This window comes from Chroococcidiopsis sp. SAG 2025, from assembly GCF_032860985.1.
Lineage (GTDB): Bacteria > Cyanobacteriota > Cyanobacteriia > Cyanobacteriales > Chroococcidiopsidaceae > Chroococcidiopsis.
Map to the genome: position 1 here is coordinate 796189 of NZ_JAOCNC010000001.1, position 17030 is coordinate 813218.

The 17030-nt window shown below is 45.9% G+C and carries 17 protein-coding genes; 15 read left to right on the forward strand and 2 right to left on the reverse strand.

Going from position 1 to position 17030, the window contains the following annotated elements; genetic code table 11:
- Positions 1-9 precede the first annotated feature (9 nt).
- Together dapB and N4J56_RS03865 are read left to right on the forward strand one after the other, a co-directional pair.
- Entirely contained in the window at positions 10-840 is an 831-nt protein-coding gene (gene dapB, locus N4J56_RS03860; RefSeq protein WP_317105235.1) for a 4-hydroxy-tetrahydrodipicolinate reductase, read from the forward strand.
- A 59-nt stretch (positions 841-899) separates the two neighbouring features.
- Positions 900-1637 carry a phosphate ABC transporter permease gene (locus tag N4J56_RS03865; RefSeq protein ID WP_317105236.1) on the forward strand — a complete coding sequence of 246 codons (738 nt, stop codon included), beginning with the start codon at positions 900-902 and terminating at the stop codon, positions 1635-1637.
- 66 nt (positions 1638-1703) lie between these two features.
- On the opposite strand, the gene N4J56_RS03870 is transcribed toward N4J56_RS03865, so the two are convergent.
- Together N4J56_RS03870 and N4J56_RS03875 are read right to left on the reverse strand one after the other, a co-directional pair.
- Positions 1704-2324, reverse strand: coding sequence for a precorrin-8X methylmutase (locus tag N4J56_RS03870; protein WP_410500414.1), 621 nt, complete (start codon positions 2322-2324; stop codon positions 1704-1706).
- A 146-nt stretch (positions 2325-2470) separates the two neighbouring features.
- Positions 2471-3277 carry a TPM domain-containing protein gene (locus tag N4J56_RS03875; protein ID WP_317105238.1) on the reverse strand — a complete coding sequence of 269 codons (807 nt, stop codon included), beginning with the start codon at positions 3275-3277 and terminating at the stop codon, positions 2471-2473.
- 234 nt (positions 3278-3511) lie between these two features.
- On the opposite strand from N4J56_RS03875, the gene N4J56_RS03880 reads away from it, so the two are divergent.
- The 13 genes from N4J56_RS03880 (at position 3512) to N4J56_RS03940 (ending at position 16997) form a co-directional block, all read left to right on the forward strand.
- The gene (locus tag N4J56_RS03880) at positions 3512-3649 is read left to right on the forward strand and encodes a hypothetical protein (protein WP_317105239.1); all 138 of its coding nucleotides are present in this window, start codon (positions 3512-3514) and stop codon (positions 3647-3649) included.
- 23 nt (positions 3650-3672) lie between these two features.
- Positions 3673-6150 carry a glycoside hydrolase family 31 protein gene (locus tag N4J56_RS03885; protein ID WP_317105240.1) on the forward strand — a complete coding sequence of 826 codons (2478 nt, stop codon included), beginning with the start codon at positions 3673-3675 and terminating at the stop codon, positions 6148-6150.
- The gene (locus tag N4J56_RS03890) at positions 6101-6370 is read left to right on the forward strand and encodes a hypothetical protein (protein WP_317105241.1); all 270 of its coding nucleotides are present in this window, start codon (positions 6101-6103) and stop codon (positions 6368-6370) included. The genes N4J56_RS03885 and N4J56_RS03890 overlap by 50 nt, the downstream gene beginning before the upstream one ends.
- 193 nt (positions 6371-6563) lie before the next feature.
- Positions 6564-7781: a helix-turn-helix domain-containing protein gene (locus N4J56_RS03895; RefSeq protein ID WP_317105242.1), complete on the forward strand. Its 1218-nt coding sequence runs from the start codon at positions 6564-6566 to the stop codon at positions 7779-7781.
- 275 nt (positions 7782-8056) lie between these two features.
- Positions 8057-8821: a hypothetical protein gene (locus N4J56_RS03900; protein WP_317105243.1), complete on the forward strand. Its 765-nt coding sequence runs from the start codon at positions 8057-8059 to the stop codon at positions 8819-8821.
- 52 nt (positions 8822-8873) lie between these two features.
- Positions 8874-10121, forward strand: coding sequence for a tryptophan synthase subunit beta (gene trpB, locus N4J56_RS03905; RefSeq protein ID WP_317105244.1), 1248 nt, complete (start codon positions 8874-8876; stop codon positions 10119-10121).
- A gap of 131 nt (positions 10122-10252) precedes the next feature.
- A complete protein-coding gene (locus N4J56_RS03910) occupies positions 10253-11401 on the forward strand; it encodes a class I SAM-dependent methyltransferase (protein WP_317105245.1) in 1149 nt (382 codons plus the stop codon).
- A 12-nt stretch (positions 11402-11413) separates the two neighbouring features.
- On the forward strand, positions 11414-11695 hold the full coding sequence (locus N4J56_RS03915) for a hypothetical protein (RefSeq protein ID WP_317105246.1): 282 nt from the start codon (positions 11414-11416) through the stop codon (positions 11693-11695).
- A 487-nt stretch (positions 11696-12182) separates the two neighbouring features.
- Positions 12183-12737 carry a CAP domain-containing protein gene (locus tag N4J56_RS03920; protein ID WP_317105247.1) on the forward strand — a complete coding sequence of 185 codons (555 nt, stop codon included), beginning with the start codon at positions 12183-12185 and terminating at the stop codon, positions 12735-12737.
- Between the two features lie 341 nt (positions 12738-13078).
- Positions 13079-13927: a hypothetical protein gene (locus tag N4J56_RS03925; protein ID WP_317105248.1), complete on the forward strand. Its 849-nt coding sequence runs from the start codon at positions 13079-13081 to the stop codon at positions 13925-13927.
- 337 nt (positions 13928-14264) lie between these two features.
- Positions 14265-15242 (forward strand): YihY/virulence factor BrkB family protein, encoded by a 978-nt coding sequence (locus tag N4J56_RS03930; protein WP_317105249.1) that lies wholly within the window; start codon positions 14265-14267, stop codon positions 15240-15242.
- Positions 15243-15330: 88 nt separating this feature from the next.
- Positions 15331-16434 (forward strand): saccharopine dehydrogenase family protein, encoded by a 1104-nt coding sequence (locus N4J56_RS03935; protein WP_317105250.1) that lies wholly within the window; start codon positions 15331-15333, stop codon positions 16432-16434.
- A 191-nt stretch (positions 16435-16625) separates the two neighbouring features.
- Positions 16626-16997: a hypothetical protein gene (locus tag N4J56_RS03940; protein WP_317105251.1), complete on the forward strand. Its 372-nt coding sequence runs from the start codon at positions 16626-16628 to the stop codon at positions 16995-16997.
- Positions 16998-17030: the final 33 nt, after the last annotated feature.

A 17030-nucleotide genomic window follows, 5' to 3' on the forward strand; every position in this document is an offset into this window, starting at 1 on the left:
GTCGAAGCAATGAATAGCCAATATCCAATCCCAGTAGTAATCAATGGTGCTGCGGGCAAAATGGGACGCGAAGTTGTCAAAGCAGTTTTCCAAGCTGCCGATCTGACCTTACTAGGGGCGATCGATCGCAACCCAGAGCATCAAGGTAAAGACGCAGGAGAACTAGCGGGTTTACCAGAACCGTTGGAAGTTCCCATTACCGACCAATTAGAACCAATGCTGGCGATGGCGGGGCAAGAAAGGCAAATTGGGGTGATGGTAGACTTTACCCATCCGAGTACAGTGTATGACAATATCCGCTCGGCGATCGCCTATGGAGTGCGTCCAGTCGTCGGTACGACAGGCTTAAGTCCCGCACAGATTCAGGACTTAGCTGAATTTGCTGACAAAGCCAGTACTGGATGTTTGATGATTCCCAACTTCTCAATTGGGATGGTTTTGTTGCAACAAGCAGCAGTTCAAGCTTCCCAATATTTCGATCACGTCGAAATTATCGAACTGCACCATAACCAAAAAGCCGATGCACCGAGCGGTACGGCATTGCAAACCGCGCAGATGTTAGCTGAGTTGGGGAAAGCTTTTAATCCACCCCAGGTAGAAGAAACAGAAAAATTACCAGGTGCGAGAGGTAGCGTAGCAGCGGAAGGCATTCGCATTCATAGCGTCCGCCTACCAGGGTTAATTGCCCATCAAGAAGTCATTTTTGGCTCAGCGGGTCAAATTTATACTTTGCGCCACGACACGAGCGATCGCGCCTGCTACATGCCAGGAGTGCTGCTAGCGATCCGTAAAGTCATCCAACTCAAAACCCTCGTTTATGGGTTAGAAAAAATATTGTAAAGAGTTGACAGTTAACCGTTAACGTTAACTGTCAACAAAACTCTACTCCCCAGTCCCTCATGCTTGTCCCACTCACGCGCCAGAAGTTTGAACAACTCATTCCTCGTATTGCTACGGGCGATCAATATCGCTACGTTTGGGGAAAATTTTCTGACTTTTTGCGCCGATTGCTAGCTTCGGTTGTCGCTGTTGTCGTCGTGTTGTTGTTGCGATGGCTGTTGGGTGAGGGATTTGGGGGTTTGCTACTTCCCTTTGGGGTGGTTGGCGGTTTTTATTGGCTGTGGGGTCCCGTACTGTGGGCGAGTTTGCGTAACGCACAGTACCGTAAATACAAATACAGCGGTTTCTTTCGCGGTCGCATCTTAGATGTTTATATTTCAGAAGAGCTAATTGGTAGAGAAGAAACAGTTAACAATAAAGGCGAACTAGTCTATGTAGACAACTTAGAGCGCCGTCTAAATGTCGAAGTTGGAGATGAAACTGGTTTTTCCATCCAGGTACAAGTGCCACTGCGCCGCAGTCACAAAGGAATTGCCCGCCGTCAAGTAGCGGAAATGATTGTACTGTCAAATCGCGCTGATTTGAGCAATATTACCAAAGTTACCGATATCTACATTCCCAGTCGCGATATTTGGGTGAGTGACTATCCATTCTTGCAACGAGATGTCTTTGTGGAAGTCAGCAACCGCATCCGTCGCGATCGCCTAGAAGCCGACGAAGAATCACCTCGTTCTCCTCGCCGTCCTCCTCAAAGAAAAGAACCACCTCAGCTACCGAGACAAGATCGGGAATGGTAGACAGTTATCAGTGACCAGTTATTGCCAGAAAGTGGGGTGCAATTTAATTCCGAATTCCGAATTCTCTCAGCTCTCTTCAGGGGCGTAAGCCAGCCAAGCTAGTTCTAACAATCCGTCCAAAATTGCTGTAGCTACCGTTGCACCACCCTTGGAACCCTCCGTCCAAATTTGTGGTACGGAAAATTCCTGCAAGCGTTTTTTGGTCGCATCCACATCGACAAATCCCGCAGGCGTAGCAATTACCAAAGCTGGTTTGATTGCGTCAGTAGCAATTAGATCTATTAAAGTGGCTAATGCGCTTTGGTCTTGACCGATCGCAAAAATTGCTTCGGGATAGCGCTGAGCGAGATTTTCGATTCCCCAAGCTGTAGCGGTCTTATCTTTTTGCGGACGAGCGATCGCGTCTAAGCTGCAATAAAGGGGATTGGCAAAGGTGTTTTGAATCTGGGGTAGAATGCCAACTTGGATTGTCGGTACATCCACCACAATCGTACAGCGAGCAGCGATCGCCGCTGCTCCTGTTTGCATTGCCGTTTCTGAGAAATGAATTAAATTCTTATACTCAAAATCGGCAGTTGTATAAATAACACGACGGACGATCTCATATTCTGCGGGAGAAAAGTCATAATCGCCAACCTCGCGATCGACGATCGCCAGATTTTGGGCATCAATCATCTGCCATTCCATAGAGAAAGGCTGGGAGCTAGGGACAGTGACCAGTTTATCAGTTATCAGGGAGCAGTTGTCAGTGACCAGTGACCAGTGACCAGTTAACCGTCTACCGTCTACCAGCAAATACCCATTACCCATTACCAATTACCCATTACCAAAATTCACGTCTCAGAAGCAGAAGAACGACCAAATATCGGTGTGAGATAAGCTACGAGCGCTCCAATCAGAAAACCAGAGATATTGCGGATTAGAGGTAGCCATTCCGTAGTGCGCGTGACAACTGGTCCAATGCCGAAAGCAATGAATAATATGCCCCACAACGGCGAGAAAATCAAAGCCCACTGCCAAGCTAGAGCCTGTCCTGGACGACGGGGTTGAGCGGCAAAACCACAAATTACGCCTCCCAGTGTTGATGTGATTAGGGTGAGAATCCACTGTTCTCTTGGTAGACCTGGAACAACGTTACAACCGCCTTTGATTAAACAGCTTTCAACGGATTCTAAAGCTCCCAGAATGGCACGGTCTTCCCCATGTTCTCGCACGTAGTACAAATTACCAAAGCGGGTTTGTAGTTCGATCCAAAACGTGCGGGGGAGAAGTTCGTAAACTGCGTCGCCAACGCTAAAACTGAGAATGTTACCACCGCGAGAGTCGGCAACTAGAAGAATACTTTTGTCATCTAAACCCCAAAAGTTAATTACTGCTCTACCTGGAGTGCGATCGTACTGAGTTAAAACTCGCAGTTTCCAACCAGTGTCAGCGGTAAATTTATCTAAATCTGCTACGAGTTGTTCTTCCTGAATATCGGTAAAAGTCTTTGCTAGGTCAATGACGGGGGTAGGGCGATCGGGTAGCAGTTCTGGATTGTCATAAGCTAGGGCTGCTGATGGTTGCATCATCCAAACCAACCCTGCCAGAAAAAATGTTGTTACTAAAACCGGAATTTTTCGCCAAAATGAACGCTGCATGGGCAATTATAAGTTGTGGATCGGAGTCTCAAAATCGCTACTGTCGTAAGAATTATTATAATTAAGTCGCGTTTTTTTACATTTGTTTACTTTACTCTAATTTAGCGACCCCAGGCAAATCAATCAAAAGTCAAAAGTCAAAAGTTAAAAGTTAAAAGTCAAAACTTAGAAATCAGGAGTCATAATTTTTCTCCCTCAGCTCCCCCAGCTCTCTTCCCCGACTACGCGGTTCCGATGCGGAGGACACCTCCGCCTCCACCCGCTTCCCGACTCCCGATTCCCGATTCCCGCAATAGCGCGATCGCAGCGGGGGAAATCTACGTTTGTGTAGATACGGGAAAATTGACTGTGGAGATAGAATTCCTGCTGTAAATGCGCGATTTGGGGAAAGGTGTATGCCGCAATATTTTGGACAACTGCCAACGACTGACCAACCGTGGGTAACTGTAGGCGCAGTGGAGGCAGTATCACAAAGCGATCGCGCTGTCCAGTTGGATTGCGGTGAGTCTTCTGTATTGATTAGCGTTATCGATGCTCATCTCATTCGCGTGCGTTTAGCCCCTCACGGCGAATTCTTTCCCCAGCGCCCTTGGGCAGTCGTAGGAGACGACGATATCGAGCGATCGCCCGTTCCCTTTGAAGTTGCAGAAACACCTGACACGGTAGAAATTAAAACAGATCGGCTGCGAGTTGTTGTCCAACGCCAACCTTGTCGCCTGACATGCTTTGACAATTGCGATCGCCCCTTTGCCAAAGATGCCGAAATGGGTATGGGTTGGCGCATGGGTGCAACCGCCGCCTGGAAACAAATTGAGGCTGACGAGCATTTTTATGGTTTTGGCGAACGCACGGGCTTTTTAGATAAATTAAGCGAAGTTAAAACAAATTGGACGCTAGATGCTTTAGACTACAACTCGCTGACGGATGAGATGTATCAGGCAATTCCATTTTTTATGGCTTTGCGTCCAGAAGTCGGCTATGGCATCTTTTTCAACACGACTTTTTGGAGTCAGTTTGACATTGGCGCAGCTCAACCTGGAACTTGGAGCATGGAAACCCGCAGCTTAGCGGGAATGCAGACACCGCCCCTAGACTACTACATCATTTACGGTCCCGATCCAGCCACAATTTTAGGTAGCTACACGCAGCTAACAGGCAGAATGCCCCTACCACCTCGTTGGGCTTTGGGATACCATCAGTGTCGCTGGAGTTACGATTCAGAAACAGTAGTACGCGAACTTGCCCAAGAATTTCGCCGCCGCCGCATTCCCTGCGACGTGATTCATTTAGATATCGACTACATGCGCGGTTATCGCGTCTTTACTTGGAGTCCCCAACGGTTCCCCCACCCAGAGAAGCTACTGCGGGAACTAGCCGAGGATGGATTTAAGACGATAACAATTATTGACCCTGGGGTAAAGTACGAACCGGAAGCAAATTATCATGTTTTCGACCAAGGGATAGACAAAGATTATTTCGTCCGTAAAGCAGATGGACAGTTATTTCACGGCTACGTCTGGCCTGATAAAGCGTTATTTCCCGATTTCTTACGTCCTGAAGTCCGGCAGTGGTGGGGAAACTTACACGAAAGCCTTACCAGTATTGGTGTAGCCGGAATTTGGAACGACATGAACGAACCCGCGATCGCCGATCGCCCCTTTGGTGACGACGGTAAGCATATCTGGTTTCCGCTAGATGCACCGCAAGGGAATTCGGAATTAACCTCACCCAACTCCCCTGTACGGGCGGGTTTTGAACGAAAATCTCTTGCCGTAAGCGGTGAATCTTTAGCTAAACCCGCCCCGACGACTCCCAACTCCCTAATGACAACTCACGCCGAAGTCCACAATCTTTACGGATTAATGATGGCGCGAGCGAGTGCTGAGGCGCTGGAAAAGTTGCGCCCCAACGAGAGATCGTTCGTCTTGACTCGTTCGGGTTACGCTGGCGTACAAAAGTGGTCGTCAGTATGGATGGGAGATAACCAGTCGTTGTGGGAGCATTTGGAAATGTCCCTGCCAATGCTGTGCAATATGGGGTTGTCGGGTGTAGCCTTTGTCGGTTGCGACATTGGTGGTTTTGCGGGCAATGCTACAGCAGAACTGTTCGCCCGTTGGATGCAAGTCGGAATGCTCTATCCCTTAATGCGCGCTCACTCGGCAATGACAACTGCTCGTCACGAACCTTGGGTTTTTGGCGATCGCGTCGAACAAATTTGCCGCGAGTATATTAACTTGCGCTACCAGCTTTTACCATACATTTACACGCTGTTCTGGGAAGCTGCTACCACCGGAGCGCCGATTCTCCGCCCCCTACTCTACCATTTTCCCCAAGATCCCGCGACTTACAACCTCTACGACCAAGTCTTGCTAGGTGCTGGTCTGATGGCTGCACCAATTTATCGTCCTGGGATAGAACATCGTGCAGTATACATACCTGCCGGGACTTGGTACGACTGGTGGACGGGGGAGGCGTTCGCGGGACCAACTCATATTCTGGCACACGCACCGTTGGAAAGAATGCCTCTCTATGTACGGTCTGGGACAGTTATCCCCATGCAGCCCGTAGTACAGTTTGTTGATGAAACACCGTGCGATTCCCTCGTAATGCGCGTTTGGCCTGGAACTGGAGAATGGACGATGTACGAAGACGACGGGTGTAGTTTCGATCATCGTCAAGCTGTCTGGTCAACCACTACCTATCGTGTCAAGACAACAGGAGAAGAAACAATCGTTAAGATTGGTGCGCGACAGGGACAATGGACACCACCAGCGCGAGAAGTCGTTGTTGAGGTGGTGGGAGTCGGTCAGCAACGTTTTAGCGATGATGGAACGGCTCGCTGTTTGCAGTTTACCAGGAATCGGGAGTCGTAGGGGCGGGTTTCCAAACCCGCCCGTACGGGAATCGGGAGTCGTAGGAGCGGGTTTGGCGAAAGATCGAGAGTTGAGGCAAGAAATCTTCGCTTCATACCCGCCCGTACGGGAGTCGGGAGTCGTAGGAGCGGGTTTGGTGAAAGATCGAGAGTTGAGGCAAGAAATCTTCGCTTCATACCCGCCCGTACGGAAGTCGGGAGTCGGGAGGCAAGAGAGCTAGGGAAAGTAAGGAGATGGAGAGTAGAAGGAAAATAATTCTACCTTTTTATAGATGACTTTAGCTTGATAAATGTACTTACCTTTTGATAGATGCCGCTATGTTGGGAATCTGTCACTCTGAAGCAAAGCAATGACACCTGACTCATTGACTGCCAATCGTTGCCCGCTAACAATTTCGTGTAGAGGTAGAGTGCATGTTGACAGATAATTTCGTCCAGCAAATCCAGTCCATGCAAGGACGGTTGGATCTGCTGCTTCATGATGTAGATTGTCCGCAGCTTCAACCAAATCTGTTACCCACAGCACTTAAGGAACTTGGTGTTGCTTCGGAAGAGATTCAAGTCACTCTGGAAGAACTACATCGGCAGAATGCAGAACTTTTAGCGATGCGTAGAGCTTTAGAGGAAGAACGCAGGCGCTACAAAGATTTGTTTGAGCTGGCACCCGCTAGCTATGCGATCGCCGATCTCTCAGGTACGATTCGAGAAGCGAACCAGGCGGCTGCTAAGCTTTTGAATGTATCGCAGCGCTTTTTAAGCGGAAAACCGCTGACTACCTTTCTGAGTGCCGAAGACCGGGAAATCTTTTGGTACAAATTCAATGAGTTACAAGGCATGGCAGAATCGCAGGAATGGACGATGCACCTTTGTCCTCGCGATCGCCAGCCTGTAAAAGTGGCAGTAGTGGCAAGTATGTCTAACTGCGAGAAAACGGGTCAGCCAAATACTATCCTGCTATCGCTGCGCGAGATTGGCGATCCCAATCGACATTTGTATCTATCTGACAAACTTGAGCCACAAAACCAAAATACAGATATACCCATCGGTGAGCTAGATCTCAGTCAAAAACAGATCTATTTGAAAGGGGAAACGATCCGACTCAGACCGGAGACCGTTTGGTTAGTGTGTCGCGGGATTGTCAAGCTGGCAATAGCCTGCGAGACTGGCGAAGAGGTGTTACTGGGTTTGGCAGGCGCTGGTTCGCCATTCAGTGCTTTAGATATAGATGCTTTCGGACTTTGTGAAGCTACAGCATTAACTGAAGTTGAACTGACCTGTTTTTCTTGGTCGGAGTTAGCAGCAAATTCCGATCTCGCCCAAAAATTATTACCTAAAATTAACCAACGGCTACAGCAAACAACAGCTCTTTTAGCAATTTCTGGCAAGCGTCATGCCAAGAGCCGCTTGCATCATTTGCTGCTATTACTAGCTAAGCAAATCGGTCAACCTACGGAGCGAGGCATTCGTTTGGGCATTCGTCTAACTCATAGCGATCTTGCTGCTGCTTGCTCGACCACCAGAGTTACGATCACGCGCATGTTAGGCAAATTACAGGCGGAAGGAAAAATTGAGATTGATAGCAAGAATCACTTTATTGTCTGCCAAGAACAGCGACCGCAGATTAGTGCTTGAACTGAGCGCTCGGGAGAAAACCCTTGTGCAGTGCGCCTGTCGGCGCGATCGCCAATATAGCTCGCTGACGGTTGACGTTTAACTGTTAACCACGGCACCCATAAGTTAGTCGATGGCTCAGCCCGGATTAATACATATTGCTATAAATTTAGTTACAGATCTGTTCTGTTCTAAGGTATAAATTAAATCGTTATAGCCACACAACATTAGATTGCAAACGGGGAGGTACGCTCATCAGCCATCGAATATCGCTCGCCAATCATTAATCGTGAATAATGCTCTTACCTGGATTTCTGTTCGAGCTTTCCTTGATTGTGGCAGTTGCACTAGCATTAGTGCAATTATTTGCTGGTAGGCTGCGATTTCTGAGCGCGACTCCGCGTAGCATATGGTTGTCTGCCAGCAGTGGGGCTTCGATGGCTTATGTATTCGTTCATATTTTGCCAGAATTAGGCGAGGCACAAGCAATCATTCGAGAAGTTGTAGGTGGATGGCTGGCTTTTTGGAGATACCATATTTACGTAGTCGCGCTTTTGGGTTTAGCGGTATTTTATGGTTTGGATCGGGCGGCGATCGCATCACGTCGTGACAACCGCAAAGAGAGCAGAGGAGATGTAACGGCAACAAGCGTCTTCTGGTTGCACATCATTGTTTACGGTTTTTACAATACCCTCATTGGCTACTTACTGCTCAATCGCGATGATAATGATGCGATTGGGATGCTGCAATTTGCTTTAGCAATGGCATTGCATTTTGCAGTCAACGATTATGGCTTGCGAGAACATCACAAGTTTATTTATAACGGTATTGGTCGCTGGGTATTAGCAACAGCAGTGATTGTGGGGTGGACGCTTGGTAGTAGCGGCATGGGAGTTGACCGCACGGCGATCGCACTTATGTTTGCTTTCCTGGCTGGTGGAATTATTCTTAATGTCTTGAAGGAAGAACTACCAGTCGAAAGAGAAAGCCGCTTTTGGGCATTTGCCCTCGGCGCGGGAGCTTATACTTTATTGTTGACGTTATCGCCCTCCTCTTCTTAGCTATCCTCAAACTTATATAATGATGGGAGTGTCGTCATTCTCCACAGGTATCGTGACCCTTACACCTATTTCCCCCAACTCCCAACCATCTACACAACATCCTGACTCTTTCGGACGATTTGGACGTTTTGGCGGAAAATACGTACCGGAAACGCTGATGCCTGCTCTAAGCGAGTTAGAAGCAGCGTACCAAAAATATCGACACGACCCAGACTTTCAACAAGAACTGCAAAATCTCCTCCGTGACTACGTAGGACGAGCCACCCCCCTCTACTTTGCCGAACGCCTCACAGCACACTACGCCCGTCCAGATGGCACGGGGGCGCAAATCTACCTCAAACGAGAAGATTTAAATCATACGGGCGCTCACAAGATTAACAACGCTTTAGCACAAGTTTTGCTGGCGAAGCGGATGGGCAAACAGCGCATCATTGCCGAGACGGGAGCGGGACAGCATGGCGTTGCTACAGCTACCGTCTGCGCTCGGTTCGGGCTAAAATGCGTTATCTACATGGGCGTACAAGACATGGAACGCCAAAGCCTGAACGTGTTTCGGATGCGCTTGATGGGGGCAGAGGTACAACCTGTAGCAGCCGGGACGGGGACGCTCAAAGATGCCACCTCTGAAGCCATTCGCGACTGGGTGACGAACGTAGAAACAACCCATTACATCCTCGGTTCTGTAGCTGGTCCCCATCCTTACCCAACAATTGTCCGAGACTTTCAAGCAGCGATCGGTCAAGAAACCCGCGTCCAAGCAATGGAAAAATGGGGTGGCTTACCAGATATTTTGCTGGCTTGTGTAGGTGGCGGTTCTAATGCCATGGGGCTGTTTCACGAATTTGTCAACGAGCCAACCGTCAGACTCATTGGTGTTGAAGCCGCTGGAGAAGGAGTCACTACGGAAAAACACGCCGCGACTTTAACCAAAGGTAGAGTTGGGGTACTGCATGGAGCCATGAGCTATTTGTTGCAAGACGAAGACGGACAGGTGATTGAGGCACACTCGATCAGTGCGGGGTTAGATTATCCTGGTGTGGGTCCAGAGCATTCTTTTTTAAAAGAGATTGGTAGGGCAGAATATTACAGCATTACCGATGAGGTAGCGATCGCAGGATTGCAGCGTCTCTCGCAGTTAGAAGGGATTATTCCCGCTCTAGAAACCGCCCACGCGATCGCCTATCTCGATACCCTTTGTCCGCAGCTAGAAGGTAGCCCCCGCATTGTGATTAACTGTTCGGGACGCGGTGACAAAGACGTACAAACCGTTGCTAAGTACCTAAAAATGATTGGCGATTAGCAACTAACAATTAGCAATACTTTCCGAAAACACCGCAATCGAGCAGGTAGATCTTTATGATATGCCTGCAAAATTTACTGCAACTTTCAACTTCCGACTTCCGACTTCCGACTTATTCAAGAGGTGGAAACATGGATCGGCAATTCCAACACTCGATGCTACCGCAAGCCACTCATGATGAGCTGGCGCGACAAAACTTTGTAAAAAGCCTGAAACTGCACATAGTTAAAAATCTCAGTCCTGGTAATAAAAGAGTATACGAGCAAGTCGTCAAGCCTCAATTTGAACGAGAACACCAGCGATCGCCCCAAAACCGTCACGAAATCCGCACTGCTATGCAACAACACCCTCATTACTGTTGGTGGAGTGCTTTGCGGCGCATAAACCAGGAAATGTTGTGGGATGCGGTCAATACCAGTGTAGAACGACAACTACCAGAACTCATCGAACGGGCAAAACAGAGCGATCGCCAATTGGGTACGCTGACCTTAGACCCCGATTTCAAAATTCCTGCTTACCAAACTGCTGTCGATATCCACTGTATGCCTGGTAGCTATCACAGCGAATATATAGCAGACGATCTAGCTGCTGGGGCAACTTACGATCGCGGTGTTTATATTTACGGTGCAGGATGGTTGGGTCCGCTGAACGATGATATGGGCTTATCCATTGTCAAAAACTACCTGAAACCAAAATATCCCGACTTTCGACCCGCAAAAATTCTCGATTTGGGTTGTTCTGTCGGTCACAGTACTTTACCCTATGTCGATGCCTATCCAGAAGCCGAAGTCTACGCGATCGATATTGGCGCACCAATGCTGCGCTACGCTCACGCTAGAGCAGAAGCTTTAGGCAAACGAGTCCATTTTTCTCAACAAAATGCCGAACGAACTCACTTTGAAGCTGCTTCCTTTGACCTGATAGTTTCTCATATCCTGCTGCATGAAATTCCCCTTCCAGCCATCCGTAACGTGATGCGAGAATGCGATCGCCTGTTAGCTCCTGGGGGGATGACGATCCACGTAGAAGCACCCTTGTACAGCCACATGGATACCTTCAGTGCTTTCATGTATGACTGGGAAACTGCTAACAACAACGAACCTTTTTGGAGTGCCATGCGGGAGTTGGACTTGACAGCCGTTATGACTGAAGCTGGATTTGCAGCAGATCGAGTCATACAAACCTTCGTTCCCAATGGTGCTTGGAAAACTACGGCTGACAATTCCCAACAAGGAGGAGGTAGTCGAGGTAGCTGGTTTATTGTTGCTGCTACTAAGTAAATAGAGGAAGTTATGGGGATGAAAAAAGCCAAGGGCAAACGCCCCGTTTACTTTGACGAGCCGCAACTCGATAAATTACTGTCCGCGATCGTGGCATTGACAGGTGAGGTGTCTGTCTTGCGGGAACGTCTCGATACTGTAGAACGTTTACTGGCGACGAAAGAAGTTATATCGCTGGCAGAGATTGAAGCGTATCAGCCAGAGGAGCCAGTAGTGCAGGCACGGGAACAGTGGCGTAGCGAGTATATTGCGCGAGTTTTAGGGATATTGCAGGAAGAAACCGTTTCAGAATAATTTAGAGCGCGTGATTGTACGCTTTTCTTACGTTGCGAAATTGCAAGATTGAAGATCCCTCAGCCCCCTTGTTAAGGGGGCTTTGTTTTGTTCGGCGGGTTAGGGGGGTTCTTGCTTTAACTGAAAAGCCTTGAGTGAAATACGCCTCGCCATACGCTATCAACAGTCTAGTATTTGTTACTAATTCAGAATTTATATAGCTGAGTTTTCAGTAAAATTACTTCGATATATAGCTTCAGTAATAATTCGCTTATTAGCTAATTAGAGATGAAGTTGAATAGATTTATAGAATATATTTTTGCAGTCAATTTTAAATCTTTCTGGAAAAAGTTTCAAGAGTGACCGCATTAGATTAAACTGTACATTTGCTAATTCTTTTAGCAACAGTTCAGTCTGAAAAATAAACTCGTCTGCTAACTCTTTTAGCAGCGATTCATCCTGGAAATTTTCAGTTTCACTTGCTTATTCTTTCATTGGAAACCATTGCATGAAGCATTCTGTTTTGTTTAAACTAGCCTTGTGTTCAGTTATTTTTACCGCTGGAACAACAATTGCGGCTAACGCTAAGACCCCTAATTTTTACCGAGAGAGCGCTAAGAAAAACATACTTTCAAAGCCGAATCCTAGTACAAATATCGTAGCTCAAGCCGATACCTCCTCTATAGAACGGGCTGTTTTCAACCGAATTAATCAGTATCGCCAAGGACGTGGTTTAGCTTCTTTAACTTGGGATAATACCATCAGCAATCAAGCCCGAATTCACAGTCAAAATATGGCGAGTGGTGCAGTTCCTTTCAGCCATAATGGTTTTCAGCAGAGAGTGCAAGAGATTGCCAAAGTCATTTCCTATAGAGGAGCGGCAGAAAATGTTGCTTATAATCAAGGTTATGCCGATCCTGCTGCTAATGCCGTTCAAGGCTGGTTAAATAGTTCTGGACACCAACGGAACATTGTAGGTAGTTATAACCTAACTGGTATTGGTGTTTCTAGAAATTCAAAAGGTGAATATTACTTCACGCAAATATTTATCTTGAGGCGATGAAGGTAAAATTTGTCCGATTGTTTGAAACCTAATTAACTTAATTGCTAGGGTATGCCGATCGCGTACCCTATTATTTTTTGATAAAATTAATCATATTTTCCGTGGATTTACCGACATAATTGAAACCGCCTCTACTCTCAGAGGTATTTTCAGTAAAATCTACCTTGAGAAGAAAGGAATTTCTCGTTAAACTAATCGGTTATGGTTTTTCTATTCATAGTTTACTGACAAAATAAGCTCTTTTTATTTATGTATAACCTTATCAAATCTTGCAGGTAAACTCAAACTGACGAATCAATAATAGAGATAATTTAAGCTAATATGACAAGGATTATTGTCCTATGATTGAGACAACTATTAAGAACTTTCTCAACTTGCCAGGAGTACTTGGATTAGGAATTATTCTCATTCAAGAGCAACCAAAATCTTACCTATGTTTGAAAGAGCAAACTGTACAATGGCAAGTCAAAGAATTTCTCAATCATGATTTTATCCATAACATCATCAAAAATCCCGATGCATTTGATGTTTTTGAATTTCCAATTCATACGAATTACGTTTATACATATAAAGTGAGTTCGCAAGTCACCTTGTTAGTTTTGACGAGTATGGGGCTGGTGGCAATTAAAACGATCGCTAACCTCCAACTAAAAACTGTACTTAAAAAAGATGTCGAACAAACAATTGCTATATTTCAGAAATTAGCTAAAGAATTTCCTCTCGTTCGTGCGATCGCACAGCCAATTTCACAGACAGTTTCTCAAGTATGCAATGAAACTCAGAGCGTGTCGCTCAAACAAAAGAAAAAAATTACTGTTTTAGAATTATTGAATGCTCTCAACCATTTAAGTAAATTTACAAGTACTTATATGGGAAGAAAATCGACAATAAAATATTGGGATTCTACTCGCCCCAAACAAATTGAGTGTCTGGCATACTTTCAGATGGATGAGAATGCGGAATTCCTTTTTACTGGCAACGATGCAGAGATTGTCAATCAAATGCAGCACTATTGGATTAGAAAGTGGACTAGTACCTTTCTCAAAAAAAACAGCACTAATTTTACCCAATTTACCGGAAATGGTCGCCCAAAAATGTTTGAGCGCGATCGAAAAATTTTTAGTTTTTTTTCCTCCAAGCTGACAATACTGAATCTCAAACTCCGGTTACTGTATAATAAAATACTTTAATTCTAAATTGTATTCATAAAAATCTTTAAAGAAAAATACCTACTCAATTAGGTGTAGAAAAAATTGTGCGCCACAAAAACTGTAGCTAGCTCATACCAATTTTATTTGTTGTTACACAAATCCGATCCCCCCTAGCTCCCTTGATAAGGAGAGTTGGGGATATCTTCTGCGGCGGAGTCATCGAGAATTGGTATTACAATAAATTCATACCATTTTGCTTTTTGACTGCGACAAAAGCGATTTTCTTCAGCCTACGAGTTGCTAGGGAGTTGAGATCTCTTAACTGATTTAGTTCAAGTGTAGGCACAATTGACCAACTATCAACAAGAGACAAACAATGCACTTGCGATCTGTTGGAGAATTATTAAAAGAGACATTTCAGGAGTGGAATCAGGATAAAGCATCGCGGCTAGCAGCAGCCTTAGCATATTACACGATATTTTCGCTCGCACCACTGCTGATGATTGCGATCGCCGTGGCAGGTGCAGTATTCGGTGAAGAAGCTGCTAGAGGAGAAATTGTCGCCCAAATTCAAGATTTAGTAGGAGAAGCAGGGGCAACAGTCGTACAAACTGCACTTGCTAACGTCAATCAAACCAAAACGGGTGTTGTTGGCACTTCGATCGGTCTTGCTACACTTTTGTTAGGTGCAACAGGTTTATTCGGCGAAATGCAAGATGCACTCAATACAATTTGGGAAGTTGCACCAAAGCCAGGACAAGGAATCTGGGTATTAATTCGCCGCCGCCTGATCTCATTTAGTATGGTTTTAGGGATTGGTATTTTATTGTTATTATCCATATTTCTGAGTACGGCACTAGCAGCATTTAGCAGCTTTATAAATAGTTGGATACCAGGTTTAGCAACTGGATTATCTATTCTTAACTTTGTCGTTTCTTTTAGCTTGATGACATTATTATTTGCAATGATTTACGTCATCTTGCCTGATGTCAAAATTGCTTGGAAAGATGTTTTAGTTGGTGCGGCAACTACGGCTTTCTTATTCACAATAGGTAGAACGTTATTGAGTATGTACCTTGGTAGTGCAGCCGTTAGTTCGACCTTTGGTGCAGCAAGTTCCCTTGCCGTTCTTTTAGTGTGGATCTATTATTCTGCCCAAGTTTTCTTTTTAGGAGCGGAATTTACGCAAGTTTATGCCCGTAAATATGGTTCTGAAATTGTGCCAACAAAAAATGCTGTTTCTGTTGCTGCTAACCGACTACCATCTGTAGATCCTCAAAGTTCACCGCGTATCCGCCCTCGCCGCCGTTCTGGTTTTTTGACAAAGATGAAAAACTGGTTTAGCAGACGATGACAGGGGTAAAACCAAACTCATCCCTACTACCGAGGCAGAGCGGGCATAAAATCTGTTCAAATAGAAAAGGTGCAACAATTCTGGATTGATGACAGATCGAGTTTTAATTCTTGGTGGCAGGGGAAGAATCGGCAGCAGTGTAGCCCAAGACATTGCCAGTCATACATCAGCAGAAATTACCATCACTAGCCGTAACCCTGATACAGCAGCCGCAGTCAGCAAGCAACTGGGTTCTCACGTTCGATCGCTAGCATTAGACTTAGCAGACAAAGCCAAATTAAGAGAAGCAATTTCCTCTTCCAATCTCGTCATTCATTGTGCCGGACCGTTTCACTTCCGCGACGCTAGCGTTCTGAAAACTTGTATCGAAACGGGTATCGATTATCTAGATGTCAGCGATCATCGGTCTTTTACCCGCAAAGCTTTAGATTTATCTCCAGCAGCTTCAGCAGCAGGAGTGACAGCAATTGTCAATACAGGCATTTTCCCTGGAATCTCAAACAGCATGGTACGTCAGGGAGTAGAAAAATTAGACCAGTCGGAACGCATCCACTTAAGTTACTTAGTAGCGGGTTCTGGAGGTGCTGGCGTGACGGTGATGCGAACGACGTTTTTAGGGTTACAGAAGCCTTTCACCGCTTGGATTGATGGTCAGTGGGTGGAAATTAAACCATATAGCGATCGCGAAGTCGTAGATTTTCCCACACCTTATGGTAAATCTGGTGTTTACTGGTTTGATATGCCAGAAGCTTTTACCTTACCGGAAGCCTTCCCCGTCAAAACCGTAATTACCAAATTTGGTTCCGTTCCCGATTTTTACAATCATCTCACTTGGATTGCTGCCCATGTCTTCCCCAAATCTTGGATGCAACAGCGCAGTGCGATCGAATTTTTAGCCCATGTCAGCCACTATATGACCGATGTGACAAATCGTTTTAGCGGGATTGGAGTCGCAATTCGTTCCGAAGTCACGGGGTTAAAAGACGGACAGAAGGTGAGTTATTGTTCGACGTTGATTCACGATAACACTGCGATCGCTGCTGGCTGCGGTACTGGTAGTATTGCCCAACTTTTATTATCAGGCAAGCTCAAGCACCCAGGAGTTTCGACTGTAGAACAAGCCTTGCCCACAGACTTATTTGAACAAACTATGGGAAGTCGGGGCATTCACATTCAGCCGCAATGGTTGTGAAAGAAGTAGGGGCGCACGGCTGTACGCCCCCACCTAGATTTATGAAAAATGGTAATATCGTGCTTCTGGTAGAAGGAATAGTTTCATCGTGGCAATGCCCACCCCACACTATTATGCTTCCTTTGATAGAAGGAATAGATATAGCAGAAAATGTAAGCTGCTCTCATCGTCAAACTTTTTGAGAGACTGTCATGCGTGAAATTTTATCCAATCTAAAACAAGGGCTTTTGCAAAAGCTTTTACTGTTATTTCTCGTGAGTTTACTTGGCTTTTTTGGTACTGCGATCGCGGGCTATTCACCAGTTTATGCAGCGACTTTAGAAGAGACAAAACTCATCCCTCCAGAATATAAACCTACTCCAGAAGAAAAGATCGAGCGGGCGTATGAGTATAGCGAAGCCACGGGAAGAATGGAAGAGGCAAAACAAGCAAGGACTAATTCTAATCGAAATTTCGATCCCAACCTAAAAGCGAATATCAAAAATATTGACGCTCAAGCACAAGAAGGGAAAACTAGTCTCAAAGATAAGACAAAAGGGTTACTGGAAAAAATAGCAAAATAGCACGGATTTAGAGACGGATCGCGATCCGTCTCT